Source organism: Sphaerisporangium sp. NPDC051017, assembly GCF_040683095.1.
In the GTDB taxonomy this organism is placed as follows: domain Bacteria; phylum Actinomycetota; class Actinomycetes; order Streptosporangiales; family Streptosporangiaceae; genus Sphaerisporangium.
The window spans coordinates 1-8,039 of sequence record NZ_JBFBCI010000115.1 but is presented as its reverse complement, the minus strand read 5'-3'; the positions used below and the strand labels follow the sequence as shown (position 1 = coordinate 8,039).

Genomic DNA, 8,039 nt, shown 5'->3' with positions numbered 1-8,039 from the left:
CGACCACCGCCTCGCACAGCTCTTCGACACGCCGTCGATGGTCACCGCCTACCCGGAAGAGACCTCGCGGCTGCTGTGGCAGGACCACACCTTCCCGGCGCTCCCGCTGCTCGCGCGGTAGCTACCGGCAGGTGCGAGAGGGCAACCGCTCGGCGGCGTGTCAGGAGGACATATAACGGCGGGTGGCGCGGACGCGTAGGGCGGCCCAGGTGGCTGGGCCGCCCTTCTTGCGTGAGTGGGTCGGTGGGTCAGTGGGAGAAGGCCTGGAATTCGGCGGCGCGGATCTGGCCGGCGAACGGGCTGGCGGTGGCGCAGTCGGTGCTGGAGTTGGGGTCGTCGTCCTGCTCGCCCAAGTACAGCGGGTTACCGGTGCACTGGCTGGACACCGTGCGCAGGATCAGATGGGTGGCGAGGGCCTTCGGGACGTCGAGCGACTTGATGATCAGGTCGCCGCCGCGCGGGCGCGGGAGGCTGGTGGCGAAGGCGTCCTTACGGCTGGTGTAGATCTTGTTGTAGTTCGCCGGGTTCGCGCAGTCGGCCCCGGAGGTCGCGTCACACGCCAGAACCTCGAAGGCGCGGAGCGCGGAGAACCTGTTCTGCGAACCGGGGTCGGCGGCGTCGTTGATCGCGGGCCGGAGCATGGCGCTGACCTGAACCCTGCGGATCTTGACGGCGTCGGTGCCCGCCAGGTCGACCATGACCGAGCGGCCGGCGACCGGAGCGGTGAGGGACGCCCAGTTCGTGGCCTCGGTCTCGTCGATCAGCTTGTCCTGGTTGACCCCGTCGCCGGTCGCGACCGCGCCCGCCGCCGCGGAGGCGTGGTTGCGGGACATCTCCACAGGGAGGTCGGTCGGCCGGTCCTTCTTCACCTTGAACTCGAACCTCTTGTGCCCGAACCCGGGGGCCACCGCGACGAACGAGTACTCGCCGGGCACGATCTCGAAGGTCGCGCTGAGCTCGGTGGCGGGATCGGTGTCCGCCACCGGGACGACACGCCCCTCGTAGTCACCCACGTAGAGGCGGACCGGCGCACCGGCGGCCTCGCCGCGAGGCTGCAGGGTCACCGTGGCGTTGCCGCCGTTCGGGGAGGCGAAGCTGGGCGTGGGGTCCGGGTCGGCGGTGCCGTTGCTGGACGCTCCCGCGCCGAGGCCGTGCTCGGCGAACGCCTTCCACATGATGTCCTGGTTCGCGCCGCCGAAGCGGAGGGTGTCCGCCGCGAGCATCGCGTCCCTCATGTCCACCATGCTGAGGTTGCCCGCCGCCGTGAGCAGGAAGGCGTCGAAGTGGAGCTGGACCCACCGCCGGTTGCCCGGGCACTTGTCGAGCGGCTTCTGCCCGTCGGCGCAGGCCCGCTGGTCCTTGGCCGAGCCCTTGCCGTACCTGCCGATGAAGGCGTCGCGTACGTCGAACTGGGTCGCCGACCAGATCTCGCCGTCGGCGTGCACCTGCTGGCCGACCAGGTCGTAGGCGATGTCGCTGTAGTTCAGCGGCGACTTCGACATGTCGTAGTTGCGAATGCCCCGCTCGGAGTCGCCGGTGACGTAGCCGCCGGTCACGTACGGGGTGTCGCCACGCGGCCGGTAGCCGTTCTCGAACAGATACTCCATGGCGAACAGGTCGGAGATGCTCTCACCCATCGCGCCGGCCTGGGCCCCGCTGAGCCCCGCGTTCGGCCCGGCGACCATGCGGTTGGAGATGGCGTGGGTGTACTCGTGCCCGATGACCGACATGTCGTAGTCACCGTCGACGCACGGCGGGTAGAACGCGCCGGCCTGCGGCTGCCACAGGTACATGTTGGTGATCGGGGCGATGCCGTCCGCCGGGGTGATCTGGTTGGCGTTGTTCCGGATCGACAGGACCCGGGCGCCCGCCTGGGCGTTGCCTCGCTCCGGGTCGCCGCCGAGCCCGCCACGGTCACCGTTGCTCACCTGCATGTTCCAGGCCTTCTCGGTGAAGCCGAGACGGTACGACCAGTCGTGCATGCGGTTGTGCATCGCGTGCAGGTTGGAGATGGCCGCCTCGAGGTCGGCCTCGCCGGGCGCGTCGAACGCGGCAGGGTCGCACTTGGCCTTGAACCACTGGTTCTGCCACGGGAAGTCGTACTTCCGGCTCGGGGTGACCACGTTGCTGCGCGTGCCGACCGAGTTGGAGGAACCGCTGGCGCGGTTCTCGAACGTGCGCGCCGCGTTGCCGAGGCTGGTGTTCGTCGGCGTGTTCGTGGCGTGATCGACGTCCCAGGCCCTTCCGGTGGCCGCGTCGCCGGCGACGAGATCACACCGCCACCCGGGGGTGGCGCACCAGGTCTCGCGGGTGTCCCTGGAGGAGTAGTCCGCGGGGGGATTGGCCGGGAACGCCGACCATGCCGGGGTGTCCGGGTCGAAGTGGTCGACCAGGTTCTCCCTGACCAGGACCTCGCCGCTGACGGCGTCGACGTAGGTGGTGTAGGCCGCGGGCTCGTCCTCGTGCCCCTGCTCGATCAGCGTGACCTGGAAGGCGCGGTGCACGCCGTCGGCCGCGGGGACCGCCACCTCCTCCACCCGCTTCGTCGAGGCGGCGACGAGGTCGATCTCGCCGTCGCGGGCGGCGATCTCCAACGCCCGCTGCTCCGTGATGGCTGCGGCCGGAGGTGCCTCCGTGGCCCGTGACAGCGTCGAGGAGGCGTACACGACCTTGCCCTGGCTCACGCCGACCGACACCAGGCCGTCGTAGCCGGAGGGCAGGCCGCCGAACGTCTGGCGCAGGAGCACCGCGTGCCCCGTGCCGATCGGATTGACCGCGACCGTCTCCAGCGCGTCGACGGCTTCCGCTTCCAGGCCGAAGAGGCCCGTATTGGCCTTCAGGTAGTCGCGGGCGGCCTGGGCGGGATCGGCGGCGAGCCCTTCGGCGAGCGGCTCTGCCGAGGTGACGAGAGCGGGGGTGCCGAGGTTGTTCCACCGGACGGTGGCCTTGGTGGACTTCCTGGCCGCGAGCGGGGGCGCCACCCGGCCGGTCCTGTTGTCCTTATCCGGTTTGCCGTGGTCATCGCCGTGGACCACGGAGACCTTCCGCTGTTCATGGCGCTGGTCACTGCGCTCTTCGCCTTGTGCGGCCCCGGCGAGGGAGAGGGTGAGCGAGGCTGCGGCGGCTGTGACGATGATGGTGCGTAACGGGGGGAGAGACGACACACTTGCCTCCTGAAATGGGGACGTCGCCGCCGTTGGCTACGTCCCATCTGCTGCGACAGTGGTAGCACCCCATGGAAATCCTGACAAGATCTTGCAAAGTGTGAAAAATAGCCATATATGGGACCGGGTGGTCGCAGACAATCGGCGGCCGAGCCCCGGCGCGCTCACCTATCCGGGGCCCTGGAGCAAGCCCACAGGGGGTCGAGGACGGCCGGTGCGAGTCACGCACTCGGGGGAGTGGACAAAAGACAACGCCCGGCCACCGAAGCGGCCGGGCGCCTTGGTCTTCACCGTGACCGATCACCCGTTCGCGATGACACGGTCCGCGAGGGGGCGACGTGATGGAGTCCCGCCGTCAGACCGTTCCGCTCTTGGCTTCCTGGAGGAATGTGTGCCATTCGGTGGGGGAGAAGATCAGGGCAGGTCCGGCGGGGTTCTTGCTGTCGCGTACGGCGATGACGCCGGGCAGGTTGGAGGCGACTTCTACACATGTCCCGCCGTCGCCGCTCGACCAGGAAGACTTACGCCACTTCGCGTCGCTCAGGTCCATTGCGCCGCAACTTCCTCTAGTCCGCCGCATGCCAGGTGGTCAGCTCGTGCTACGGAGTCGGCCATGCTTGATGCCACCGAGAAAAGTCCGCCACTCCGCTGGAGCAATGGTCAGGACCGGGCCGCGTGGGTCCTTGCTGTCGCGGAGGGCGACGACCCCGCCCAAGTTACTGGCGACTTCCACGCATTCGCCGCCGTTGTTGCCGCTGCGAGAGCTCTTCTTCCATACCGCTCCGGTGAGGTCCGCGGGGATCAAGTTCCTTGGCTCCACTGCTTTATCGCTTTCTCGATCATTTTGAGCGATTCGCCTGGACGATATGCCTCTGTACGCAGTCTGTCATAGCGATCCAAGATCAGCGAGACGAGATCGTCCTCCGCTGATATTTCGCCTCTGCCTGCGGAGTCTACGGATACGGTCGTGGCCGCGTCCGCCAGTTCCGCGATCACGAAAGCTGACGAGAAGCCATCGGTGCACGTGGTGTCGTACGGGACGATCTGTACGGTAACGTGCCGGCGACCTGCGATGGCCGCCAAGTGGTCGAGTTGCTCGCGCATGACTCCCGCACCACCGATCGGGCGATTGAGAACCCACTCGTCCAGCAGCACGCGCAGCTCGGGTCGGCTGTCCCCTTGCAGGATCTCCTGACGCCGCATCCGGGCGGCGACCTGTTCCTCGACCACGGTCTCCGGAGTTGAGTAGTGCCCGAGGAACACGGCGCGTGCATAGGCCTCGGTCTGTAGCAAGCCAGGGATCAAGGACGGACCCCAAATGCGCAGCATGGTCGCCTCTGGCTCGATCTCTTCTACCCAGCGCAGAAACCATCCCGGCCCCGAAAGTGGTTGATGGATGCGTTGGTAGAGGCGCACGAAGTGATCACTGCCAGGGGGGCCGAGGACACGGTCGCACGCCTGTGCGAAATCGAGTTGAGGGGTGCGGCTGCCCGCTTCGATGTGTCCGACAAGGGAGGGTGAACATCCAATATGTTCGCTTAGTCGTTTCTGAGAAAGCCCTTTCTGTTTGCGGCAGATGGAAAGTTCGTGGCCAAAGCGAGCGATAGGGGATGTGCGCGGATCATGGGCATTGGGCACGATCGTCTCCGGACTCTTCTGGCACGTTAGGAGCCTGCTTACACGATAATGACTTCCCTTACATCCGGTGGGGAGTTCTGTAGCAGAACTGTCTTTCAGTCCTGTAGGCGCGCAACCCCTTACAAGCAGCACTCTGGGCGTACAGCGATCGAGTCGCCAGAAAGGTCGGCGACTGAGATCCGACATTCTCCCTACAGATTTGGGGGCGGACATGACCGTTGACTCCTCAAACGTTCCTCACGGCAATGCCGGACGATCTACTAGCCCTGCTGATCTACGGCGGAAATCTCGCGTCGGCACCGTGCCCTTGCGGGGCGCCGTTGATCTGCTCGGGAGGTCGAGTTCGGTTTCGCTCGCGCGGGCCTACGTGCGGGGGCTGCTGATGGCGGCGGGGCGCAGGGACGCGGGGGACGTCGAGCTTCTTGTCGGTGAGCTCGTGGCGAATTCCGTCAAGCACTCGGACTCGGGGCGCAGGCCCGGGGGAGTGGTGACGGTCAGGGTCTACGACGACGGGCGGACGGTTCACGTCGAGGTGACCGATGAGGGGTCGGAGGCCGGTATCCCTCGGATTCCGGCTCAGGTCGATCCGCTGAGCGAGAGCGGGCGCGGCCTGTGGCTGGTTCGGGAGCTGTCCACGGAGTGGGGGTGGACGGAGGACGGCTCCGGGCGGACCGTGTGGTTCAAGGTCGTGTCCGGCGAGGGGGCCGGGGTGTGAGGGGGCGGGGCGGGCGGGGGTTCTGGAACGTTTCGAGCTGGACGGGTCGTGATGCCGCCTGTAGCGGGCCGGGGGCGGTCACCGGGAAAAATCAAGAGGGGTGCGGGTATGGCGTGCGGGCCGTTCACACGGTAGAAACACTCTCGATCACATCTTTCGTAGCTTGATACAAGCCGGGAATCCCCGCTACCTCGGATCCGGCCGTCAGTGTCCGGCCGCTCGTCCCCCAGTAGGCAGGTTCGATGCGCTTGGGAGTTCACTCGGCCATGAGAGAGCGCTCTCCTGTCTGTTGTAGCACCCAGGCGCTGGGTGCCGCACCCCCGCTGTCCAGCCACGCAGCTCACCACCCGGCGCCGTACGGCCACTGGAAAGGATGAACCGTATGCCCCCCCAGCCTCCCGGCAACGGAGGTCCCGCGACGCGGCGGTCCCGCCGCCGTCACCTTGGCCGGGCGTTCGCGCTCAGCCTCGTTCTGGTGAGCGGCGTCGTGGTGACGGGTACGCCCGCCGCCTCCTCCTCGCCGCACCACGGCCCCGTCGGCTTCGGCGCCAACGTCACCGTCTTCGACCCGAGCATGCCGGTCAGCGAGATCGAGGCGGTCCTCGACGCGACGCACGCCACGCAGGTCGACAATGAGATGGGCGCCAACCGCTACGCCTTCCTCTTCAAGCCGGGAACGTACGGCACCGCCGACGACCCGCTGAACATCAAGGTCGGCTACTACACCGAGATCGCCGGCCTCGGCGCCTCGCCCACCGACGTCGTCATCAACGGCAAGGTCGAGGTCTTCAACCGCTGCCTGGAGAACGGCGGCACGGGCAACTGCCTCGCGCTCGTCAACTTCTGGCGCACCCTGTCCAACCTGTCGCTCAACATTAACCAGACCGGCACGAGCGGCTGCCGGGCGTCGGCGAACTTCTGGGCCGCGTCCCAGGCCGTGTCCATGCGCCGCCTCAACGTCAGTGGCGGCGGCCTGTCGCTGATGGACTACTGCACCGCCGGACCGCAGTACGCCAGCGGCGGCTTCATCGCCGACTCCAAGCTGCCGTCCGTCACCAACGGATCGCAGCAGCAGTGGCTGACCCGCAACAGCGAGGTCGCCGGCTGGTCGAACGCGGTGTGGAACCAGGTCTTCTCGGGCGTCGTCGGCGCTCCGGACGAGGCTGCCTTCCCGAACCCGCCCTACACCACGCTCGACACCACTCCGGTGAGCCGCGAGAAGCCGTACCTGTTCGTCGACGCGAAGGGCAAGTACAACGTCCGCGTGCCCGCCGCCCAGAAGAACACGCGCGGCGTCACGTGGGCCAACGGCATCACGCCGGGCCGTACGATCCCGATCTCCGACTTCTTCGTCGCGAAACCGGGCGACTCGGTGCGGCTCATCAACCTCCAGCTCGCGCTCGGCAAGAACCTGCTGCTCACGCCGGGCGTGTACGACATCGCGCGGAGCATCGAGGTCCGGCGTCCCAACACGGTGGTCCTCGGCCTCGGGCACGCCACCCTCACCGCCGTCAACGGCGCGACCCCGCTCGACATCGCCGACGTTCCCGGAGTCGTCGTCGCGGGCGTCACGGTCGACGCGGGGCTCAAGGAGTCGCCCGTCCTGCTGCGGGTGGGCAAGAAGCACGGGCTGCTGCGCCTGAGCTCGCCGTCCAACCCGACGACCCTGTTCGATGTGTACTTCCGTGTCGGCGGCCCCCACGTCGGCAAGACCGACACCGCGCTCGAGGTCAACAGCGACAACGTGCTCATCGACCACACCTGGGTGTGGCGCGGCGACCACGGCGTCGAGGGCTTCACCGACACCCAGCGCTGGAACACCAACACCGGCCGGTACGGCGCCGTCATCAACGGTGACCACGTGACCGCGACGGGCCTGTTCGTCGAGCACTTCCAGAAGTACAACACGGTCTGGAACGGTAACGACGGCACGACCATCATGTACCAGAACGAGCTGCCCTACGACCCGCCGGCCCAGGCCGACTGGATGAACGGCGGCGTCGAGGGCTACGCCGGGTACAAGGTCGGCGACCGCGTCAGGACGCACAAGCTCTACGGCGCGGGCGTCTACGTCTTCAATCAGAACAACCCGTCGATCCACACCGAGAACGGTTTCGAGGTCCCGCGGACGCCCGGCGTCAAGCTTCACCACATCATGACGGTGAACCTGAGCGCGGGCACGATCGACCACGTCGTCAACGGCGAGGGCGGCCCGGCGGACACAACCAGGATCGGCTCGCCCGTGTACGTCACGGACTACCCGGCCCCGTGACCGGCACCCGGTAACGAGCACGCGACATGAGGAGGCGCGGGGTGGCCGTACGCGCCCCGCGCCTCTCTGGGCCTATGGCCGCGGTTCGGGGCGCCCCGGAGGCGCCCCGAACAGGTCAGACCTCGTCGATGGTCATCGCGCCCTCGTTCGGGCGGCGGGACAGGTCGATGCCGAGCTCCTCCGCCGCACGGAAGACGTCCTCGTCGGTGTCGCGCATCTCGATGGACATGCCGTCGCTGGACAGGACCTC

The 8,039-nt window shown here is 67.5% G+C and carries 6 protein-coding genes; 2 read left to right on the top strand and 4 right to left on the bottom strand.

What is annotated here, in order from left to right:
- Nucleotides 1-248: 248 nt before the first annotated feature.
- The 4 genes from AB0M95_RS40160 to AB0M95_RS40145 form a co-directional block, all read right to left on the bottom strand.
- On the bottom strand, nt 249-3,164 hold the full coding sequence (locus AB0M95_RS40160; protein WP_363776778.1) for a M36 family metallopeptidase: 2,916 nt from the start codon (nt 3,162-3,164) through the stop codon (nt 249-251).
- Between the two features lie 355 nt (nt 3,165-3,519).
- On the bottom strand, nt 3,520-3,714 hold the full coding sequence (locus tag AB0M95_RS40155) for a DUF397 domain-containing protein (protein WP_363776775.1): 195 nt from the start codon (nt 3,712-3,714) through the stop codon (nt 3,520-3,522).
- A gap of 39 nt (nt 3,715-3,753) precedes the next feature.
- Nucleotides 3,754-3,984 (bottom strand): DUF397 domain-containing protein, encoded by a 231-nt coding sequence (locus AB0M95_RS40150; protein ID WP_363776772.1) that lies wholly within the window; start codon nt 3,982-3,984, stop codon nt 3,754-3,756.
- Complete coding sequence (locus AB0M95_RS40145; protein ID WP_363776769.1) at nt 3,966-4,802, bottom strand: helix-turn-helix transcriptional regulator; 837 nt, start codon at nt 4,800-4,802, stop codon at nt 3,966-3,968. Before AB0M95_RS40145 ends, AB0M95_RS40150 begins: the two co-directional genes overlap by 19 nt.
- A 301-nt stretch (nt 4,803-5,103) precedes the next feature.
- Between AB0M95_RS40145 and AB0M95_RS40140 the strand changes: the two genes are divergently transcribed.
- Both AB0M95_RS40140 and AB0M95_RS40135 read left to right on the top strand, forming a co-directional pair.
- Nucleotides 5,104-5,517, top strand: coding sequence for an ATP-binding protein (locus AB0M95_RS40140; RefSeq protein ID WP_363776766.1), 414 nt, complete (start codon nt 5,104-5,106; stop codon nt 5,515-5,517).
- Between the two features lie 382 nt (nt 5,518-5,899).
- Nucleotides 5,900-7,789 carry an adenylyl cyclase gene (locus AB0M95_RS40135; RefSeq protein WP_363776763.1) on the top strand — a complete coding sequence of 630 codons (1,890 nt, stop codon included), beginning with the start codon at nt 5,900-5,902 and terminating at the stop codon, nt 7,787-7,789.
- Nucleotides 7,790-8,039: the final 250 nt, after the last annotated feature.